The following is an 18,030-nucleotide window of genomic DNA, read 5'->3' on the forward strand; positions in this document are numbered from 1 at the left end:
CACCAGGGGGCGCGGTAAGCGTTACCCACGCCCGCCGGAGTGCCGGTCGGTTCAAAGTGCCCGGTCGAGCAGGCCGAGCGGCGGCGAGCCCAGGTCGAGCATCGCCTTGTGGAAGCGCTGCAGCGTGAACTCCGCGCCCCAGTCGGCGCGCGCCCGGTCCCTCAGGTCCTGGATGAGCAGCTTGCCCCAGGTGTAGCGGCCGTAGGTGGGGTCGAAGGTGGCCCTGCGCGCCTCCGACAGCGCGGCGGGCCCGGCGAGCTGGGTGTCGGACTCGAAGCGGCGCGCGCCGTCCTCGACCGTCATCTGCCCGGTGTGGACGCCGATCGCGCAGGCCAGCCGGGTGACGCGGATCAGCGCCTCCAGCCAGACGCCGATCTCGAAGCGCGGGTCGTGGGCTTCGAAGCCCTCCTCCACGCACAGCTCCTCGCCGTAGTGGGCCCAGCCCTCGGCGAACGACATCGACAGCAGGTGGCGCCGGATGTCGGAGCTCACGTGCCGCAGGGCACGGCCGTGGGAGAAGTGGCCCGGCGCCACCTCGTGCACGTTGATCGCCGGCAGCGTCGTGTCGCTGAAGACCTCGAGCCACTCCTCCTGCTCCTCGCGCGGCCAGGAGGCGTCGGGCGGGGTGATGTGGTACCAGGAGGGGCCTTCGGGCTCGCCCGGCGCGTTCCACGCCATCATGGCCATCGCCCAGCGGCGCGACTCGGGCGCGAGCCCGACCAGGCACTCGCCGTCGTGGTAGGGGACGAGGTCCTTCTCGCGGGTGAACGCGATGGCCTTCTCGGTGCCGACCCTGGCCGCCTCGATCACGCCGTCGGCGTCGGGGTGCTGCTTGACCAGCTCGCGCGCCACCTCCAGCGGCGGCCTGCCCGGCTCGCCGAGCCTGGCGCACGCGTCGGCGAGCCGGGCCATCAGCCGGTCGCGCTCGGCGTCGGCGCGCTCGGCGAGCCTGCCGAGATCGACGGGCATGCCCTCACCGCCGCCCATCAACCGGGCCAGCGCCTGCCCGCCGAGCGCGGCGTCGGGCTCGCCCTCGGCGGCGGCCCGCTCGACGTGCGCCACCAGCCTGGCGTGCGCCTTCAGCGCCGCCTCGTCGGTGACGCCCGCCGCCAGCCCCTTGACCGCGCCGAGCAGCGCGGTGGCGACCGGCGCCGGCACCCGGTCGAGGGAGGCGATGGCGTGGTCGGCCGCCTCGGGCCACAGGCTCAGGTGCGCGGCCTTGGCGGCGGCCCGCTCCTGCTCGGGGGCGTAGTCGCGGTCGTAGCAGGCCACGTCGAGGTTGGACAGGTGGAACAGCGGGTTGCGGCGGTGGAGCTCGAGCTCGCCGAAGGTGACCCGCGCCGCCTCCTCGAACACCTCCAGGTGGGCGGCGTCGTAGGCGTCGGCCGGCGCGGGCCCCACGCCGACCCGCGCCAGCCCGGCCCGCACGCCCTCGGGCGACAGGTCCTGGACGCTGCCGTCGTACTCGTGCCGGCCGCCCGTCTCCCGGGCGTCGGCCTGCGCCAGGTCGAGGACGGCGCGCAGCCGCGCGTCGAGGTCGGTCATGTGGAGTCCCTTCCGATGAGCTCGAGTGTCCAGATGCCGACGTCGCCGCAGCTCTCGCCGCGGACCAGCCGGTCGATCACCGTGGCAATAGTGGCAGGCGCCACCGACAGGTCGGGCCGCACGGTGGTCAGCCTGGGCCTGGTCAGCCGCGAGAGCGGCAGGTCGTCGCAGCCCACCACCGCCACGTCGCCCGGCACGCCGAGGCCCGCGTCGTGGAGCGCGGCCAGCAGCAGCATCGCGTAGTCGTCGTTGTAGGCGAACACGCCCTCGCCGCCCGACAGGCCGGCCACGAACGCGGCCGCCTCGCCCTCGTCGAAGGCCAGGTCGACGGCCTTGACGGGGACGCCGACCGACCGCGCGCCGCGCAGCCGTTCGAGGCCCATGGGCCGGATGCCCTCCTCGCGCGGCACGATCGCCACGATCCCGTCGCGGCCCCTGTCCACCAGATGCCGTACGGCGAGCGCGCCCACGCCCTCGTGGTCGGCGAGCACGGAGGGGATGCCGGGCACCGCCTTCAACCCCATCCCGACGACCGCCTTGACCCCCGCCGCGCGCAGCACCTCGATGCCCGCGCCGGTCAGTCTGGCCCCGTCGGCCAGCACGGCGGCGGGCCGCAGCTCGGCCCACGCCTTCGCGGCGGCGACGCCTTTCACGTGGCGCGCGCCGCCGTACTGGACCATCGTGTAGCCGCGTCCGCCCAGCTCCTTGTCGAGCCCCTCGATGAGGCCGGTGGCCAGCGGGCCCTGGGGGATGTCCGGCAGCGCGACCAGCACCAGGCCGCTGCTGCCGGTGCGCAGGGTGCGGGCGCCGGCGTGCGGGACGTACCCCAGCCGCTCGGCCGCGTCGCGCACGCGGGCCCTGGTCTCCTCGCTGATCCGGCTGCCGGGCCGATCGTTGAGCACGTACGAGACGGTGGCCTGGGAGACGCCCGCCGCCCTGGCCACGTCCATGCTGGTGGCGGGCCTGTTGCCGCTCATCACGTTCAGAACATTCCTCTTGTCAGAAGTCGTCACTCGATGCTATCCAGTGCTTATACGTATAACCACCCCCCACAAGTCAGGAGTCGCCATGGTCCCCACCACTGGCGTCCGGCGGGACGGCCTGCCGAAGCTGCTCACCGTCCTCGGCGCGGGCAACGCCGTCATGTACGCGCTCTACTTGGGCGTCGGCGGCCTGCTCGTGCAGGTCCAGATCGCCGAGATCGACCCCGCCGACAAGGTCGCCAACGTCGGCCTCGTCGCGGGCGTCAGCGCGATCTTCGCCACGGTGTTCAACCCGATCGGCGGCACGCTGTCCGACAGGACCACCCGCTCCCGCTGGGGCAGGCGCAACCCGTGGATCATCGGCGGCGCGCTCGCCGCCCTGGCCACCATGCTCCTGATGAGCCAGGTCTCGACCATCCCGATGATCCTGCTCGCCTGGTCGCTGGCCCAGGCCATGATGAACATCTACCAGGCCGCGATCACCGCGATCGTCCCCGACAGGGTGCCGGAGGAGCGCCGCGGCACCGCCTCCGCCGTCCTCGGCGTCGCCCTGTCGATCGGCACCATCGCCGGCACGCAGGTCGCGGTCTTCTTCGTCGGCGACATCTCGCTCGGCTACCTCGTGTTCGGCTCGGCCGTCGTCCTCGGCGCGCTGCTCATCGTGACGCTCACGCACGACCCTCGGCCCGGCGAGTACGAGGTGGTCACCACCCCGAGGCGGTCGCTCGCCGACTTCGTCTCCGCCCTGCGGCACCGCGACTTCCTGTGGGTCTTCCTGGGCCGCGCGATGATGATCCTCGGCTACTTCATGCCGCTGATGTTCACCCTCTTCATGCTCCAGGACAACATCGGCATCCCCAAGGACCAGGCGCCGCAGGCCGTCGCCACCATCACGATCGTCTCCACGCTGACCGGCATCCTCGCCACCGTGGTCTGCGGGCCGCTGTCGGACCGGCTCGACCGCCGCAAGCTGTTCGTGACGGTCTCGGGCGTCGCGGCGGCGCTGTCCATGCTGCTGCCCCTGCTGTGGCCGACCTGGACGTCGATGCTGGTGTTCTCCGCCGTGCAGGGGGCCGCGTTCGGCGCGTACAGCGCGGTCGACATCGCCATCGTCACGCTCGTCCTGCCCAGCAAGAAGGACGCCGCCCGCGACATGGGCATCCTCAACATCGCCAACGCAGGACCGCAGATGATCGCCCCGTTCCTGGCGGCGACGATCATCGCGAACCTGGGCGGCTACCCCTCGCTCTGGCTGGCGGCCATCGTCATCTCGCTCGTCGGAGCGGTCGCCGTCCTGCCCGTCAAGGGGGTCAGGTAGTGATCCGGCCGCCCGCGACGGCGTCGAGCAGCGCCTCCAGGTGCTGCTCGTCCGTCGCGGGCGCCATGACGGTGACGCGCAGGTGGCGCACGCCGTCCAGCTCGGTCGAGGTCAGGTGGAAGGCGCCGTCGGCCATCAACCGCTCGCGGATCGCCGCCTGGTCGCCGTCGCCGTACCTGAAGCAGACGATGTTGCTCTCCGGCTCGTACGGCAGGACGAAGCCGGGCCGCCGCCGCGCCAGCTCCCAGAACCTGTGCGCGGTGTCGTACTGCCTGGCCACGTAGTCGCCGAGCCCCCGCTCCCCCCGCCACGCCAGGTTGAGGAAGACCTTGAGGCCGAGCGCGGCCTTGGTGCACTCCACGGTCCTGCTGATGAGGTCGAAGCCCTGGTCGCCGTAGAACAGGTAGCTGGCCTGCTGCTGGAAGGCCGCGTCGAGATCGGCCTCCCGCCGCACCAGGACCGCCGCCGACAGCCCCGACGTGCGCAGCATCTTGTGCGCGTCCCAGATCACCGAGTCGGCCAGCGAGATGCCGTCCAGCAGGTGCGCGTGCCGCTCGCTGAGCAGCGCCGACGCGCCGTGCGCGCCGTCCACGTGGAACCAGACGTCGTGCTCGCGGCACCACTGCCCGATGGCGCGCAGGTCGTCGTACAGTCCGGTGCCCGTGGCGCACGCGCCCGCCACCAGCGCCATCGGCCGCCGGTCGAAGGAGGACGGCAGGCGGGAGACGTCGATGCGGCCCAGCGGGTCGGTCGGCAGCGGGATCACCGCGTGGCTGCCGAGCCCGAGGATGCTCGCCGCCCTGGCCACCGAGTAGTGCGCGGACGGCGGGGCGAGGATCGCCAGGTCGCCGGGCACCCCGTCCTCCCACGCCGAGGGCGCCACGCGCGCCCTGGCGGCCAGCAGCGCGGTCAGGTTGGCCAGCGAGCCGCCGTGGGTGAGCACGCCGCCGCCCTCGGGGAAGCCGACCTTGTCCAGCATCCACCGCAGTACCTCGAACTCCACGGTGGCCGCCGAGGCGCCCATCTCGTAGATCGCCATGGGGTTGTTGGTGGCGCCGTGCACGAAGTCGGCCAGCGCCGAGGGGAAGTCCGGCGAGGCGACCTGGTGGGCGAGGTAGGCAGGGTGGTGCAGCCTGGTGCCCTCCTCGAGGAAGGCCCGCAGGAAGCCGCGGAAGGTCTCGGGGGTGAGACCGCCCTTCTCGATCAGGTTCGCGAGGTGCAGGCGCTCGGCCAGCTCACGCGGCGGGGTGCGGGTGAGCACCCTGGCCGCCCCGCGCTGGCTGTCGTCGACGTAGCGCGCCAGTTCCTCGACCGCGACCTGGGCCGCGCTCTCGAACTCCTTGATGTCCCACATAGGGCCATAATCGGGTCAGCGTGCGGCGAGAGGCCAGAGCGCCCGAATCGAAGGAGCCGATTGACCATGAGTGCCGAACTGGATTCGATCGACCTCGCGATTCTGAAGGAGCTGCAGAACGACGCGCGGCTGCCGAACAAGGAGCTGGCCGGACGGCTCGGCGTGGCCCCCTCGACCGCGCTCGAACGCGTCAGGTCGCTGCGCCGCCGTGGCGTGATCACCGGGTTCAGGGCGACCATCGACACCTCGGCGCTGGGCCGGCCGCTGCAGGCCTTCCTCGCGCTGAAGGTGCGCCCGCACACCAGCCAGCTGGTCGATCCGCTGCGCGTGTTCATCCTGGGGCTGCCGGAGACGATCGCCTTCTACGCCGTCGCCGGGCCCGACGACTTCCTCGTGCACGTGGCGGTGGCCGACGCGGAGAGCCTGCACCGGCTGGTGCTGGACAAGTACCTGGTGCGCCCCGAGATCGTGCACCTCCAGACCACGTTGATCTTCAGGACGTACGACCAGCCCGTGCAGCGGCCCGCTGTGTGAAGATGTCGGCCATGACCCTGCAGATCACCACGCTGGCCGAGCGACCGGATCTCGCGGACGCCTTGTGGGACATGCCGAACCCCTGGCCCACGTTCATGCTCAACGACCCCATCGCGGGGTTGTACTACACGGTCGCCGAGACCGAGTTCGCCGACTACGTGCTGGTCGCCGTCCACCCGGACGCCCCCGACACCATCGTGGCCCGGGCGTGCTCGGTGCCCTTCCAGCGGCCGGACGGCGACCTGCCCGACGACGGATGGGACGCGGTCGTGCGCTGGGGGTCGGCCACCCGCAGGAGGGGCGACCGGCCGAACGCGATCTCGGCACTCGAGATCACCATCAGAGAGGACCTCCAGGGCGGCGGCCTGTCGGGGCAGATGCTCGGCGCCATGCGGGCCAACGCGGCCAGGATGGGGTTCGGCGAGCTGCTGGCGCCGGTACGGCCGAACCAGAAGCATCTCGAGCCGCGCACGCCGATGGCCGACTACGCCTTCCGCACGCGTGAGGACGGCCTGCCGTACGACGCGTGGCTGCGGGTGCACGTACGGGCGGGAGCGAAGATCATGAAGGTGGCGTCCCGGTCGATGGTGGTGCCCGGCACGCTCGCCGAGTGGCGCGCGTGGACGGGGCTGCCGTTCGACCGTACCGGCCCGGTCGAGGTGCCGAAGGGACTGGTGCCCGTCCACTGCGACCTCGACCAGGACCACGCCGTCTACGTCGAGCCGAACGTCTGGGTCAGCCACCCACTGTGACCTGCTCGCCGGGCTTCAGCAGGTGCAGCCGGTCGGACAGGCCGGCCCGCTCGAAGGCCGCCACCAGGGTGTCGGGCCCCTGGGAGAAGTGCCGCCAGTGCTCGAAGTGCAGGGGCACGACGTGGCGCGCCTCGAGGATCGCCGCGGCCTCGGCGGCGCCGTCGCTCGGCAGGGTCAGGTAGGCGTCGCCCAGGAGCGGCGTCTGGGCGCCGCCCGCGAACAGCACGGCCACGTCGACCGCGCCGACCCGCTCCCTGATCCGCCTGACCACGTCGAGCGAGGCGTTGTCACCGCTGACGTAGACGGTGGGCAGGCCGTCGCCCGACAGCACGAAACCGGTGACCTCGCCGACCACGTGCTCGCTGCCGTCAGGGCCGTGCTGGGCGGGCACGCCGGTGACGCGCAGCGCGCCCACCTCGACGCTCTCCCAGTTCGGCAGGGCCCTGACGGCGCCGCCGAGCCGTCCGGCCGCCTGCCCGGTGGACAGCACCAGGGGCACGGTCTCCAGGTAGGCGCGGCCCGCCGTGTCGAGGTTGTCGGGATGCTGGTCGTGCGAGAGCAGGACCAGGTCGGCCGGCTCGGGTCCGAAGGCCGGCCCCGCCGTCTTGGTGAGCACCCGCTGGCCGATCGGGTAGTCACCCGGCGGGTCGAACGTCGGATCGACGACCAGCCGCACACCGCCGAGCTCGATGACGGCCGTCGGACCGCCCGCGTAACGAATCTCCATGGTGTGCTTCGACGCTCAGCGCCCGGCGGCTATTCCGCCCAGCACGGTCACGATCAGGCCACCGCTCATGCGCTCGGCGAGCATGAGCCCTGCGGCCAGGGCGGCACCCGACGCGTCACCGGCCACGATGCCGGTCACCTCGCGGATGCGTGCCGCCGTCGCCCTGCTCGTCTGGTCCGGGACCGGGATCACTCTGTCGACCAGGTCGCCCTTGAACCCCGGCTCCATCCGCGGCCGGCCGATGCCCTCGACCCGCGACGGCATGCCCGTGGCGTAGTCGGCGGCGTCGAGCGTCCACCCGGGGAAGTAGGCGGAGTTCTCCGGATCGGCCACGGCCACGCGCGTCCTGCGGCCGAGCGTCGCCGAGGTGGCGCCGGTGTTCGCGCCGACCACCACCCAGTCGGGTGTCACCTGCGCGAGCAGCTCGTCGGCCAGGTCGTGCTCGGTCGCCCGCCCGAACTGGTCGAGGAAGTGCCCCTCGACGGCGCGCGCCGCGTCGTAGATCGCCAGTGGCGGCGTGACGAACCGGCACTCCCCGCCCAGCTCCTCCACCCGGCGCGCCCGCTCCTCCGTGCGCCGGCCCGGCATCACCACGATGTACGGCAGGCCGAGCCGCCGGGCGAACCAGGCCTGGGCGACGGCCGCGTTGCCGCCCGTCGCCTCGACCACGGTCATGCCCTCGGTCACGAGCCCCTCGCTGATCGCCCTGCGGAACAGCGCCCTGGCGTGCCGGTGGCGCATCGTCCCGGTCGGATGCGCCGACTCGTCCTTCAGCAGCACCCTGACGGGCCCGCCGGTCGGGAACTCGATGAGCGGGGTCGGCCCGTCCGGCTCGTCCAGCAGCGCGAGCGCCCACTCCCTCCAGCTCACGACACGACCGTCAGGCGCAGCGCTCCCGGCGCCGCCTCCGGTACGGCGGGCCGCGCGGGCGCCACCGGCGCGAGCTTCCGGTAGGCCGAGCCCGTCGCCGGGCGCGGATCGGCCTCGCCCGCGTTCGGCCAGAACGCCATGGCACGCTCGGCCTGCGCGGTGATGGTGAGCGAGGGGTTGACGCCGAGGTTGGCCGAGATGGCCGAGCCGTCCACGACGTGCAGACCCTCGTAGCCGTGGACCCGGTGGTAGGGGTCGATGACCCCGCTCTCGCGGGACTCGCCGATGGCGCAGCCGCCGAGGAAGTGCGCGGTCGCCGGGGTGTCGAACAGGTCGAGCCACGTCCCGCCTGGCACGCCGCCGATCTCCTCGGCCGCGTGCCGTACCGCCTCGTGGCCGGCCGGGATCCAGGTCGGGTTGCTGCCGCCCTGGCTGCGCAGGCCGAACAGCGACCTGCGGGTGGTGATGGCGTTGTGGTTGGCCTGCATGACCAGCGCGATGATGGTCCGCTCCGACCAGCGGCGCAGGTTCAGCAGGCGCAGCGCGGTCAGCGGGTCGGCGGCGACCTGGCGCACGAAGCCGCGCCACCGGGAGCCGTCGCCGTCGACGAGGAGGGTGCGCAGCAGGCCCATCGCGTTGGAGCCGTCGCCGTAGCGGACCGGCTCGATGTGGGTCTCGGCGTCGGGGTGGATCGAGGAGGTGATCGCCACGCCGCGGTTGAGCTTCTCGCCGTCGCCCGACAGCCGTTCGAAGCCGAGCAGCGCCTCGGAGTTGGTGCGGGTCAGCGCGCCCAGCCTGGGCGACAGCCGCGGCAGCGTGGTGGCTCTGAGCCGGTGCAGCAGCCGCTGCGTGCCGTAGGCGCCCGCCGCGAAGACCACCTGCCGGGCCCGGAAGGTACGGCGCTGCCACGGCGCGCCGGTCCGGTGCGCGGTGACCAGGTAGCCGTCGCCGTCGGGCCGGACCGAGACCGCCGTGCACTCGGGATAGACCTTCGCGCCCGCCCGCTCGGCCAGGTAGAGGTAGTTCTTGGTCAGCATGTTCTTGGCGCCGTGGCGGCAGCCGGTCATGCACTCGCCGCACTCGACGCACCCCTGGCGGGCCGGGCCCGCGCCGCCGAAGTACGGATCCACTCCCGAGGGCCCGAAGTACACGCCGACGGGCGCCAGGCGGAAGCTCTCCTCGACGCCCATCCTTTCCGCGACCTTCCTCATGACCTCGTCGGCGCGGGTGAGCGTCGGGTTGACCACCACGCCGAGCATGCGTCTGGCCTGGTCGTAGTAGGGGGCGAGCTCCGCCTTCCAGTCGGTGATCGCCGCCCACTGCGGGTCGCGGAAGAACGGGTCGAGCGGCTCGTAGAGGGTGTTGGCGTAGACGAGCGAGCCGCCGCCCACCCCCGCGCCCGCCAGCACCATGACGCGGGTGCCCTTCGCGCCGACGAGCACGTGGATGCGCTGGATGCCCTTGAGCCCGAGCCAGGGCGCCCAGAGGAAGTCGCGCGCCCGCCACGAGGTCGCGGGCAGCGTCGACTCGTCGAACCTGCGGCCCGCCTCCAGGACGCCGACCTTGTAGCCCTTCTCGGTCAGGCGCAGCGCGGCGACGCTGCCGCCGAAGCCCGAGCCGATCACGATGACGTCGAAGCTCACTTCAGCCGCAGTTTCTTCATCGTCTTGAGCAGGCCGGCCAGCAGGGCGGCGTACTTGTCGTACGGCATGCCCGCGGGCGGGTCGAAGCCCAGCCACGACGCCTGGCTGGCCACGGTCTGCACCTCGGTGAACTTCAGCAGGCCCTCGACGCCGTGCCTGCGGCCGAGACCCGAGGCCTTCATGCCGCCCATCGGCGCGTCGTAGGAGGCGTAGGCCGAGCCGTACCCCTCGTTGATGTTGACCGTGCCCGCCTTCACCCGCGCGGCCAGCGCCCGCCCGCGGGCCGGGTCACCGGTCCAGATGGAGGCGTTAAGGCCGTAGATCGTGTCGTTGGCCAGCGCCAGGACCTCTTCCTCTGTGGAGTAGGGGTAGAGGCTGACGACGGGGCCGAAGGTCTCGTCGCGGCAGAGCGCCATCTCCTCGGTGACGCCGGTCAGCACGGTCGGCTCGTAGAACAGCGGTCCGAGGTCGGGGCGGGCCCGGCCGCCCGTCAGCACCTTGGCGCCCTTGTCCACCGCGTCGGTGACGTGGGCTATCACGCCGTCGAGCTGCCGCTGGAAGGTCAGCGAGCCCATCTGGACCGACCAGTCGAGGCCGGCGCCGAGCTTCATGCCCTCGACCTGGCGCACCAGGCGGTCGGCGAAGGCGTCGAAGACCTTCTCGTGCACGTAGAGGCGCTCGATCGAGATGCACAGCTGGCCGGCGTTGGTGAAGCAGGCGCGGATCGCCCCCTGGGCGGCGACGTCGAGGTCGGCGTCGTCCAGCACGATCATCGGGTTCTTGCCGCCGAGTTCGAGCGAGCAGCCGACGAGCCGCTTGGCCGCCTCCTCGGCGATCCTGCGTCCGGCGCGGGTCGAGCCGGTGAAGGCGACGTAGTCGGCGCCGTCCATGAGCGCGTCGCCGATGTCGGCGGGATCGCCCAGCACGACCTGCCAGATGTCGCGCGGCATGCCGAGCTCGGTCAGCAGGTCGATGGTCCACAGCGTCGACTGGGAGGTCTGCGTGTCGGGTTTGTGCACGACCGCGTTGCCGGCCAGCAGCGCGGGCACCACGTCGCCCGCGCCGAGCGTCAGCGGATAGTTCCACGGCGAGATCAGCGCGACCACACCCTTGGGATGGCGCAGCTCCATCACGCGGGTGGCCACGGGGAAGACGCCCTTGCGCGCCTTCGGCGCGAGCAGTCCAGGGGTCCGGCGGGCGTAGTAGAGCGCGCAGCCCGCGACGTCGAGCACCTCCTCGAGGGCGTGCCTGCGGGCCTTGCCCGTCTCCTGCTGGATGATGTCGAGGATCTCGGCGCGGCGGTCGAGGATCGCGTCGTGCAACCGCAGGAACGGCTTGGCGCGGTCGGCCGCGGGACGGGCGGCCCACGCCTCCTGCGCGGCGCGTGCCCGTTCGTAGGCCGCGCGGACGTCGTCGGAGGTGGAGATCGGCATCGCGGCCAGTGGTTCGCCGGTGAACGGGACGATGATCTCCTGCGTCCTTCCGCTGGAGACCACGTGGCTGAGGCTTTGCGGCATACCTGGAAGAATATTCGGTCGCTCAACCGTTATGGCGGCGCGCGACAATCTCAGATATGCGGTCCTACGATCCGCGCAGGTCAGGAGACCCGATCAGTCTCGGTGGCTACACGATCGCCGGCCGGCTCGGCGAGGGCGGCCAGGGTGTCGTCTACCTCGCCACCGACCCCACGGGCGCGCGTGTCGCGATCAAGTGGCTGCGTTTCGGCGACGCCGTCGCCGCCGAGCGGTTCCTGCGCGAGGTCCAGGTCGCCCAGCAGGTCGCGCCGTTCTGCACGGCCCAGGTGCTGGCCACCGGCGCCGAGCACGACCGGCCCTACATCGTCAGCGAGTACGTCGAGGGCCCCACCCTGCAGCACGTCGTCCGGGAGCAGGGGCCGCGCGCCGGGCCGGCGCTGTACCGCCTCGCGATCGGCACCGCCACCGCGCTGGCCGCCATCCACCAGGCGGGCATCGTCCATCGCGACTTCAAACCGGCCAACGTCATCATCGCCCCCGACGGCCCCCGAGTGATCGACTTCGGCATCGCCAGGGCGCTCGACACCACGGCCACGATCAGCTCCACGCCGGTGGGAACACCGTCGTTCATGGCGCCCGAACAGTTCCTCGGCCACCCCGTCGGCGCCGCCGCCGACCTGTTCGCCTGGGCCAGCACCATCGCCTACGCCGCCTCCGGCAGGGCGCCCTTCGGCAGCGACACCATGCCGGCGGTCATCAACAGGATCCTCCACGGGCGACCCGACGTCTCGAACCTCGACGAGCCGCTGTCCGGGGTCGTGCACGCCTGCCTGTCCAAGGACCCGACCCTGCGGCCCACCGCCGAACAGGTCATCATGCGGCTGCTGCAGCACCCCGTGGCCCCTGGCGGCATGCTGCGCGAGGCCGCCGCCGCCTCCATGGTGAGCTCCACCCGCCTCTCCCCCGCCCACGGCGCCCCGCGTCACTGGAGCGGCGGGGCCGGCGGTCCTCCGCCGCGCGGTCCCACCGCACCGCCGCCGGGACACGCGGAGGGCGGGGCGCCGCCCGCCCAGCCGCGGGCCCCGGCGCGGTCCGGCAAGCCCGGGAGACGGCTGGCCGCCGGACTCGCGGCGGGGATCACCGCGCTGCTCCTCGTCGTGGTGGCCGTCGCCGTGCCGTGGGGACGGTTCCTGGGCCGGGAGACGCCCTCGGCCTCGCCGGCCGTACCGACGAACGCGCCGGCCCCGCCGTCCCGGCCGGCCGCGACCCCGCGGGGCCAGGCGGCGCGGCCGTTGCCCGGCACGCAGGCCGCCATCTACGAGCGCCCCGGCGATCCGATCACGCTCACGTCCTACAGCGCCTACGACAAACCCACCAAGGACTGGACGAACTACGCCAGGGACGCGTTGACAGGCCCGTTCCGCCGCTACGGCGGCTACTGGGAGACCGCGCTCTCCCCCGACGGCCGCTACATCGCCGGACGCAGCAAGAACTACACCTCCGACGACTACGACTCCGTCGAGATCACCGACACGAGGACCCGTAGCAAGATCGCTTCCATCAAGACCGTCAAGAGCCCGCTGATCAGCCCCATCCACGCCTGGTCGAACGACGGCTCGAAGATCCTGCTCAACATCGAGCACCCCAAGGGCGAGAGCACGCGCAACATGGGCTTCGTCATCGTCGACGTACCGGCGCGGAAGGCGAACGTGGTCAGGATGGCGGGCGAGAACGACGCCGGGTTCGGATGGGACGGCCAGACCGCCGGCGTGGTCCGCGTCTACGGCCCCGACCTGCGCTTCTTCGACGCCGCGGGCAACCGGCTGCACGACGCCGTCAACATCGGCACGCTTCCCGTCGACACGCAGGACCTCTTCTCCCCGTCGGGCCGGTCATTCGCCACGAAATGCCCCGAGGGCGACGACGGCGAACTGTGCCTGTGGGACAGCGAGTCCGGAGCCCGGCTGCGCAACGTCACGACCTTCTGCGACAAGCTGCTCGGCTGGTACGACGAGACCCACCTGTACTGCTGGGAGAACGACAACGCCGCCAAGGACCGCGTGGAGGTGGTCGACTTCGCCGGCGCGGAGATCCGCACCCTGCTCGACGTCCCGGACGGCGAGGACATCAGCCCCACCTTCACCAGGACCACCTGAGGGGTTTCCGGGGTGGAAGAATGTTCGGTGGCTCAACCGTTATGGCGACACGCGAGAATTCCGGGTATGCCGCCCTACGATCAGCTCAGATCTGGCGATCCCGCCAGACTCGGTGACTACACCCTCCTCGGCAGGCTCGGCGAGGGCGGCCAGGGCGTCGTCTACCTCGCCGCCGACCCCACGGGCGCGCGTGTCGCGATCAAGTGGCTGCGTCCGGGCGACACCGTCAGCGCCGAGCGGTTCCTGCGCGAGGTCCAGGTCGCCCAGCAGGTCGCGCCGTTCTGCACGGCCCAGGTGCTGTCCACCGGCGCCGCGGACGGCAGGCCGTACATCGTCAGCGAGTACGTCGAGGGCCCGTCCCTGCAACGCGTCGTCCAGGAGCAGGGCCCGCGCTCGGGCCCGGCCCTGCACCGCCTCGCGATCGGCACCGCCACCGCGCTGGCCGCCATCCACCAGGCGGGCATCGTGCACCGCGACTTCAAGCCCGCCAACGTCATCATCGCCCCCGACGGCCCGCGTGTGATCGACTTCGGCATCGCCAGGGCGCTGAACGCCACCTCCACCATCAGCTCGGCCCCCGTGGGGACACCGTCGTTCATGGCGCCCGAGCAGCTCCTCGGCCACCAGGTGGGGCCCGCGGCCGACATGTTCACCTGGGCCAGCACGATCGCCTACGCCGCCTCCGGCAGGGCGCCCTTCGGCAGCGACACCATGCCCGCGGTGATCAACAGGGTGCTCAACGCGCCGCCCGAGGTGTCCGGCCTCGACGAGCCGCTGCGCGGGGTGGTGCACGCCTGCCTGTCCAAGGACCCGGCCCTGCGGCCCACCGCCGAACAGGTCATCATGCGGCTGCTCCAGCACCCCGTGGCGCCCGGCGGCATGCTGCGGGAGGCCGCGGCGGCCGCCTCCATGGCCGGCGCGCCGCAGGCCGTGCCCGCCCACGGCGCCCCGCACGGCTCCCCCCACGGCTCCCCCCACAGTGCCCCGCACGCCGCCCCGCACGCCGCCCCTCAACCCGGCCCCCATCCCGCCGCGCACCCGCACGGTCCCTCCGGCCCGCCCTCGCACGGTCCCTCGGGCCCGCCCTCGCACGGTCCCTCGGGCCCGCCCTCGCACGTCCCCTCGGGCCCGCCGCCGCAGGGACAGTGGGCGCCGAACGCGTGGGCACAGCCCACCTATCCGCAGGGGGCCTACCCGCCGCCGAAGAAGAGCAGGGCCGGGCTGGTGGCCGGCCTCGTGGCGGGAGCCGTCGCGCTGCTCGTCGTGGTCGCGGTCGTCGCGGTGCCCTGGGGAAAACTCTCCGGCCGCGCCGAGTCCTCGCCGTCACCCTCGGTCGACGCGCAGCGGCGCACGAACACCCCGTCGGCCGCCCCTTCCCGTACGGCCGTGCCGACGCAGGGGCTGGCCAAGCAGCGGCTGCTCGGCACGCAGGCCCTGGCCTACGAGCACCCCGACGACCCGATCAAGCTCACCTCCTACGAGATCTACAACAAGAACTCCAAGGAGTGGGTCAACTACGCCAGAGGAGCGCTGACGGGCCCCTTCCGCCGCTACGGCGGCAACTGGGAGACCCTGCTCTCCCCCGACGGCCGCTACATCGCCGGACGCAGCAAGAACTACACCTCCGACCGCTACGACTCCGTCGAGATCACCGACCGGACGACCGGCAGCAAGACCTCCGTCAAGACCGTCAAGGAGCCGCTGATCAGCAGCATCCGCGCCTGGTCGAACGACGGCTCGAAGATCCTGCTCAACATCGAGCAGTCCAAGGGCGACGACTGGCTCTACCTGGGCTTCGCCATCGTCGACGTGGCCACGGAGAAGGCGAAGGTGGTCAGGATCACCGGCAAGAGCTCCTTCGGCTGGGACGGCGAGACCTCGGGCGTGGTCGCCGTCCACGGCTCCGACCTGCGCTTCTTCGACGCCGCAGGCAACCGGCTGCGCGACGCCACCGACATCGGCGAGCTGCCCGTGGGCACGCAGGACATCTTCTCCCCCTCCGGCCGGTCGTTCGCCACCCGCTGCCCCGACGCCGACTCGGGCGAGCTGTGCGTGTGGGACAGCACGTCGGGAGAGCGGCTGCGCAAGGTCTCCACCCCCTGCGACAAGCTCCTCGGCTGGTACGACGAGACCCACCTCTACTGCTGGGAGCTCGACAACGCCACCAAGGACCGCATCCAGGTCGTCGACTTCGCCGGCAAGGAGGTCCGCACGCTGCTCGACATCCCCGACGGCGCCGGCTACAGCCCCACCTTCACCAGAATCTCGTGAACCCGGTATCTCGCGAACCAGGCGACCCCGCGAACCCGGGCGATCTCGCGAACCCGGGCGATCTCGCGAACCCGGGCGATCTCGCGAACCCGGGCGATCTCGCGAACCCGGGCGATCTCGCGAACCCGGGCGATCTCGTGATCTCGGCCTCGTGAACCCGGGCGATCTCGTGATCTCGGCCTCGTGAACCGTTCGGCGGGCGCGCCCGTGTAGGTGGTCATGAAGACGCTGATCCGGACGGCACTCACCGCCGCCGCCCTCGCGACGGCGACCGCCGCCTGCTCCTCGTCCGTCGCCCCGCGCGCGGCGGCGCCGCTCGACCTGAGCGACGTGAAGCTGGTCTCCTACAGCAGCTGCGACGACATGCTGTCCGGGCTGCGCGAGAACACCGCCAAGAACGTCTCCTCCTGGGGTCTCGGCGGGCCGCCCATCATGTACATGGAGCGCGCCGACGTCGCGGGCAAGGCCGTCCCCCAGTCGACGGGTCAGGGCCAGGCCGCCGACCACTCCACCACGAACGTGCACGAGCAGGGCGTCGACGAGCCCGACCTGGTCAAGACCGACGGCAAGCGGGTCATCACCGTCAGCCACGGCAAGCTCCGCGTCATCGACGCCGCGACCAGGAAGGTCACCGGCACGCTGGAGCTGGCCAAGGAGAACTGGGTGGCCGGCGACCTGCTCGTGTCGGGCGACCGGGCGCTGGTGCTGTTCAACGGCGGCGGCATCCCGTTCGGCGCCGTCGCCAAGCGCGCCTTCGCCCCGACCGGCGGCCCGCAGTACGTGCTGGTGGACCTCGCGGCCGAGCAGCCCAAGCTGCTCGGCACCTTCGAGCCGCGCGGCATGCACGTCGACGCCCGGCTGGTGGGCTCCACGGTACGGCTGGTCGTGCGCAGCCAGCCCGACATCACCTTCCCCCAGCCCCGCGACAGCGTGCCTGAGGCCGAGCGCATCAGGGTCAACCAGGCCGTCGTACGGCAGGCGCCGATCTCGGCCTGGCTGCCGAAGTTCACGATCACCGACGCGGCCGGCAACGCGCGCGAGGAGTCGGTGGCGTGCGAGAAGGTCAGCCACCCCGACGAGTACACGGGGACCTCGCTGCTGACGGTGCACTCCATCGATCTGGCGCAGGACCTGACGGCCGCGGCGGCCAACCCGATCGCCGTGGCCGCCGACGGCGACACCGTCTACGGGACGGGGACGAGCCTGTACGTCACCAGCAACCCGCGCTGGTGGTTCCCTGTCCCGATCGAACCGCGCCCGGTGGAGGACGTGCCCACGCCGAACTCCTCCACGAGCTCCTCGGAGCCGGCCGCGCCCTCGGTCAGCGCCTCCGCCCCTCCGGCGTCGCCCGGCACGTCCACGAGCTCCTCGGGCGCGGGCCTGGCCCCCATCGACGGGCCGTCTCCCGCGACGACCGCCGCGCCGGTCCCCAGCCCGGCCGTCCCGCCGGAGGAGACCGAGGTCCACCGCTTCGACATCAGCAAGCCGGGGGCGCCGGCCTACCTCGCCTCCGGCAAGGTGCCCGGCAGGCTGCTCAACCAGTACGCCATGTCGGAGTACGAGGGCAACCTGCGCGTCGCCACCACGACGGCCGACCAGAAGTCCAGCTCCAGCAGCGTCCACGTGCTGCGCGCCGACACCCTGGCCAAGGTCGGCGAGGTCGGCGGCCTGGGCAGGAACGAGCGCATCTACTCGGTCCGCTTCATCGGCCCGGTCGGTTACGTGGTGACCTTCCGCCAGGTCGACCCGCTCTACACGCTCGACCTGCGCGACCCCGCCGCGCCCAGGGTGACGGGCGAGCTCAAGATCACTGGCTACTCCGCGTACCTGCACCCGGCCGGCGACGGCCGCCTCATCGGGCTCGGCCAGGAGGCCAGCGAGAAGGGCCGGACGCTCGGCACCCAGGTCTCGCTGTTCGACGTCAGCGACCCGGCCGCGCCGCGGCGGTTGTCGCAGCTGTTCCAGAAGGAGTCGGGCTCCGAGGCCGAGTGGGACCCGCACGCCTTCCTGTACTGGCCGAAGAGCGGCACGGCAGTCATCCCCGTGTCCAGCTACCGGAACGGGCAGTCGGACTCGGGGGCGCTGGTCCTGAAGATCACCGACACGGCGGTGACGTCGGTCGGGACGATCAAGCACCCGCGGGTGAAGGAGGGCGACTACACCTACGAGCCGAACATCCAGCGCTCGATGGTGATCGGCGACTCGCTGTGGACGGTGTCGCCGTCGGGGATCAAGGTCAACGACCTGAACTCGCTGGACGAGCAGGCCTGGATCCCGCTCGCCTGACCCGCGGTCTCATCCCCGGTCCCGCCGCTGCACGGGGGCGGCGGGCCGGGGATCCTCATGACCGGACCGGCGGGGCCGCCTCAGGCGCGTGCCGTTCGCGGCCGCCGTGCGGCCGG

At 72.2% G+C, this 18,030-nt stretch carries 14 protein-coding genes; 6 read left to right on the forward strand and 8 right to left on the reverse strand.

What is annotated here, in order from left to right; genetic code table 11:
- Positions 1–51 precede the first annotated feature (51 nt).
- Both ACWEVS_RS02090 and ACWEVS_RS02095 read right to left on the reverse strand, forming a co-directional pair.
- Positions 52–1,545 (reverse strand): DUF885 family protein, encoded by a 1,494-nt coding sequence (locus ACWEVS_RS02090; RefSeq protein WP_452549510.1) that lies wholly within the window; start codon positions 1,543–1,545, stop codon positions 52–54.
- Complete coding sequence (locus ACWEVS_RS02095) at positions 1,542–2,522, reverse strand: LacI family DNA-binding transcriptional regulator (protein ID WP_452417245.1); 981 nt, start codon at positions 2,520–2,522, stop codon at positions 1,542–1,544. Before ACWEVS_RS02095 ends, ACWEVS_RS02090 begins: the two co-directional genes overlap by 4 nt.
- A gap of 91 nt (positions 2,523–2,613) precedes the next feature.
- Between ACWEVS_RS02095 and ACWEVS_RS02100 the strand changes: the two genes are divergently transcribed.
- The gene (locus tag ACWEVS_RS02100) at positions 2,614–3,846 is read left to right on the forward strand and encodes an MFS transporter (RefSeq protein WP_452549512.1); all 1,233 of its coding nucleotides are present in this window, start codon (positions 2,614–2,616) and stop codon (positions 3,844–3,846) included.
- On the opposite strand, the gene ACWEVS_RS02105 is transcribed toward ACWEVS_RS02100, so the two are convergent.
- Positions 3,839–5,200, reverse strand: a complete 1,362-nt coding sequence (locus ACWEVS_RS02105) for a pyridoxal phosphate-dependent decarboxylase family protein (protein WP_449919894.1) — start codon at positions 5,198–5,200, stop codon at positions 3,839–3,841. The genes ACWEVS_RS02100 and ACWEVS_RS02105 overlap by 8 nt on opposite strands.
- Before the next feature lie 66 nt (positions 5,201–5,266).
- On the opposite strand from ACWEVS_RS02105, the gene ACWEVS_RS02110 reads away from it, so the two are divergent.
- Complete coding sequence (locus ACWEVS_RS02110; protein WP_449919891.1) at positions 5,267–5,734, forward strand: Lrp/AsnC family transcriptional regulator; 468 nt, start codon at positions 5,267–5,269, stop codon at positions 5,732–5,734.
- 11 nt (positions 5,735–5,745) lie between these two features.
- Positions 5,746–6,486, forward strand: a complete 741-nt coding sequence (locus tag ACWEVS_RS02115; protein ID WP_452417240.1) for an N-acetyltransferase — start codon at positions 5,746–5,748, stop codon at positions 6,484–6,486.
- Here the strand turns inward: ACWEVS_RS02115 and ACWEVS_RS02120 are convergent.
- From ACWEVS_RS02120 to ACWEVS_RS02135, 4 genes are read right to left on the reverse strand one after another with little or no spacing between them, the layout of a single operon-like run.
- A complete protein-coding gene (locus ACWEVS_RS02120; protein WP_449919888.1) occupies positions 6,470–7,213 on the reverse strand; it encodes an MBL fold metallo-hydrolase in 744 nt (247 codons plus the stop codon). The genes ACWEVS_RS02115 and ACWEVS_RS02120 overlap by 17 nt on opposite strands.
- A gap of 15 nt (positions 7,214–7,228) precedes the next feature.
- Positions 7,229–8,083, reverse strand: coding sequence for a pyridoxal-phosphate dependent enzyme (locus ACWEVS_RS02125; protein WP_452417238.1), 855 nt, complete (start codon positions 8,081–8,083; stop codon positions 7,229–7,231).
- Complete coding sequence (locus tag ACWEVS_RS02130) at positions 8,080–9,726, reverse strand: FAD-dependent oxidoreductase (RefSeq protein WP_452417236.1); 1,647 nt, start codon at positions 9,724–9,726, stop codon at positions 8,080–8,082. Before ACWEVS_RS02130 ends, ACWEVS_RS02125 begins: the two co-directional genes overlap by 4 nt.
- Entirely contained in the window at positions 9,723–11,243 is a 1,521-nt protein-coding gene (locus ACWEVS_RS02135) for a succinic semialdehyde dehydrogenase (protein ID WP_449919881.1), read from the reverse strand. The genes ACWEVS_RS02130 and ACWEVS_RS02135 overlap by 4 nt, the downstream gene beginning before the upstream one ends.
- 56 nt (positions 11,244–11,299) lie before the next feature.
- Between ACWEVS_RS02135 and ACWEVS_RS02140 the strand changes: the two genes are divergently transcribed.
- Together ACWEVS_RS02140 and ACWEVS_RS02145 are read left to right on the forward strand one after the other, a co-directional pair.
- Positions 11,300–13,357 (forward strand): serine/threonine protein kinase, encoded by a 2,058-nt coding sequence (locus ACWEVS_RS02140; RefSeq protein ID WP_452549514.1) that lies wholly within the window; start codon positions 11,300–11,302, stop codon positions 13,355–13,357.
- 66 nt (positions 13,358–13,423) lie between these two features.
- Entirely contained in the window at positions 13,424–15,628 is a 2,205-nt protein-coding gene (locus tag ACWEVS_RS02145) for a protein kinase domain-containing protein (RefSeq protein ID WP_452549516.1), read from the forward strand.
- Here ACWEVS_RS02145 and ACWEVS_RS02150 read toward each other — a convergent pair.
- Positions 15,598–15,849, reverse strand: coding sequence for a hypothetical protein (locus tag ACWEVS_RS02150; protein ID WP_452549518.1), 252 nt, complete (start codon positions 15,847–15,849; stop codon positions 15,598–15,600). The two genes, ACWEVS_RS02145 and ACWEVS_RS02150, sit on opposite strands and share 31 nt — an antisense overlap.
- On the opposite strand from ACWEVS_RS02150, the gene ACWEVS_RS02155 reads away from it, so the two are divergent.
- The gene (locus ACWEVS_RS02155) at positions 15,848–17,914 is read left to right on the forward strand and encodes a beta-propeller domain-containing protein (protein ID WP_452549519.1); all 2,067 of its coding nucleotides are present in this window, start codon (positions 15,848–15,850) and stop codon (positions 17,912–17,914) included. The two genes, ACWEVS_RS02150 and ACWEVS_RS02155, sit on opposite strands and share 2 nt — an antisense overlap.
- The last annotated feature ends 116 nt before the right edge of the window (positions 17,915–18,030 follow it).

Source organism: Nonomuraea sp. NPDC003754 (assembly GCF_053605785.1).